Annotated in this window: 3 protein-coding genes; 2 read left to right on the top strand and 1 reads right to left on the bottom strand. The window is 55.7% G+C overall.

Features of this window, described 5'->3' with window-relative positions; all coding sequences use genetic code 11:
- Together ACR0L4_RS23535 and ACR0L4_RS23530 are read left to right on the top strand one after the other, a co-directional pair.
- On the top strand, positions 1-195 hold a 195-nt coding region (locus ACR0L4_RS23535), incomplete at its 5' end, for a hypothetical protein (RefSeq protein ID WP_480515628.1).
- Positions 164-1,549: an IS1182 family transposase gene (locus tag ACR0L4_RS23530; protein WP_480424160.1), complete on the top strand. Its 1,386-nt coding sequence runs from the start codon at positions 164-166 to the stop codon at positions 1,547-1,549. The genes ACR0L4_RS23535 and ACR0L4_RS23530, both read left to right, overlap by 32 nt.
- Positions 1,550-1,700: 151 nt before the next feature.
- Here the strand turns inward: ACR0L4_RS23530 and ACR0L4_RS23525 are convergent, their stop codons facing one another.
- A complete protein-coding gene (locus ACR0L4_RS23525) occupies positions 1,701-1,907 on the bottom strand; it encodes a hypothetical protein (protein ID WP_170429778.1) in 207 nt (68 codons plus the stop codon).
- Between the last annotated feature and the right edge of the window lie 253 nt (positions 1,908-2,160).

Below are 2,160 nucleotides of genomic sequence, written 5' to 3'. Positions count from 1 at the left end.
AATAACTACTGCCGCAAGGCAGAGGGAATCTCGGTCATTCAGGCAGCGTGCAGAAAACTATGGACTATGCACTCACGCAGTGTGGATATTCTGTTGAAAAACTCTGTCTTGATCGAAGGCCATCTGGCTGATTCAATTCTCTTATTGAATGGGAGTTTGGATGATGATGGGACCAAAACAGGAAACTCAGGCTGAGCTGTTCTATGAGTTCTCCCTGGAGGAACATGTCCCGGACAATCATCTGCTGCGGTCGATTGATCGATTTGTTGACCTGAGTAGTATCCGCAATCATTTGGCGGATTTTTACAGTCATACTGGTCGCCCTTCCGTCGATCCCGAGTTGCTGATCCGCATGCTGCTGGTGGGCTATTGCTTTGGCATCCGGTCGGAACGGCGGTTGTGCGAAGAAGTGCACCTGAACCTTGCGTATCGCTGGTTCTGTCGCCTCGATCTGACTGATCGAGTGCCGGATCACTCTACCTTTTCCAAGAACCGCCATGGTCGGTTCCGCGAGAGTGAACTCTTGCGGCACGTGTTCGAAACGACAGTGGCGCGGTGCATCGCAGAAGGTTTGGTCAGCGGCCAGCGTATGGCGATTGATGCCAGCTTGATTGAGGCAGAAGCGACCAAGCAGTATTCAGCGTCACAAGAAGAATGGGATGCTGCACAGATCGATGCCAAGACCGCACCGCGCGCTGTTCGGGAATATCTGGAAACCCTGGATGAGGCCGCGTTTGGTGCTGCCTCGCCAGTCAAGCCTAAGTTCATTTCATATTCGGACCCTGCCAGCCAATGGACAGCGGCGCACAAGGCACCAGCCTTCTTTGCTTACTCTGATAACTACCTCGTTGATACAGATCACAGCGTGATTGTGGATGTGGAAGCGACCAGATCCATCCGGCAAGCCGAAGTGGGGTCGACAAAGACGATGCTGGACCGGGTGAAGGACAAGTTCGACCTCGTCCCCGACTGGATGATCGCCGATACCGCCTACGGCTCAGGCCCGATGCTCGGCTGGCTCGTGGATCGCAAGATCGATCCTTACATCCCGGTCATCGACAAGGCCGGACGCCCCGACGGCACCTGGACACGCACAGACTTCGAATGGGACGCTGAGCATGATCAATATATCTGCCCAGAGGGTCACGCGCTTAAACAGTTCCGCCGGAATTACTCTGATCCAAACCGGGGGCCGTCGGGCAAGGGCACAGCCCGCTATCGCGCCTTGAAAGAAGTCTGCCAGGTATGTCCGTCCAAACAAAGATGCTGCCCCAACGCTGATGCACGCAAAATCACCCGCGAAGAGCACGAAGATGCGCGCCAGGTCGCCAGAGATCTGGCCAAAACTGAAGAGTACCAGATTGCGATGAAGCTCAGAAAGAAAGTTGAGATGCTCTTCGCCCACCTCAAGCGCATCCTAGGCCTTGGACGGCTCCGATTACGTGGACCGTGCGGCGCAAATGACGAATTCCTCCTCGCCGCCACCGCCCAGAACCTCCGCAAATTGGCGAAAATCTTTCCCGCACCGCAGCAAACGCGAAACGCCTGACCAGAAAGGCGCTCGTGCCGTGCTCAGGTCACCCCATTCTGCGACTGCAACACGTTGTTTTTCAACAGAATCGACACTTCGCTGCCATTCGCTGCGCGGGGCACGAAGGCCTGCTTGCGGTAATGCAAATCAATCCCCGCACATCAATACCTCAGGCACCGCGTCGGAGAATACGCATGATGACCCCCTGCTTCCACATGGCTAGGCCGCTTAGAACGAGAGCGGGCGTGACGACGTAAAGGATCAAGGCAGTAAATGCGGTGTTCGCTGACCAAGGCGAATAGAGGTATGTGCCTATGGTCAGTCCAGCAATGATGTGGAACCAACGCAAGTAGGTGCGAAGCGATGTGGCTGTCATGGGTTTGACCTTTCGTTTTGGAACTGTCATCCAGGTAACTATGCAGTGCTAACTTTGCAATGCTTAGTTTGGAGAATATCATGAATGAAGTTGCCTACCACCACGGGGACCTGCGCGCCGCCTTGCTAGACGCCGCCGAGGACGATCTACGGCGCAGCCCCGACGCAGTGCCCAGCATTCGGGCGCTCGCGGCTCGGCCCGGCGTCAGTGCCACGGCACCGCACGCCCATTTCCGTACGAAATCTGACCTGAT

The organism is Ruegeria sp. AB5 (genome assembly GCF_056542645.1).
The sequence above is the reverse complement of the archived record's forward strand: the minus strand, read 5'-3'. Positions and strand labels throughout refer to the sequence as shown.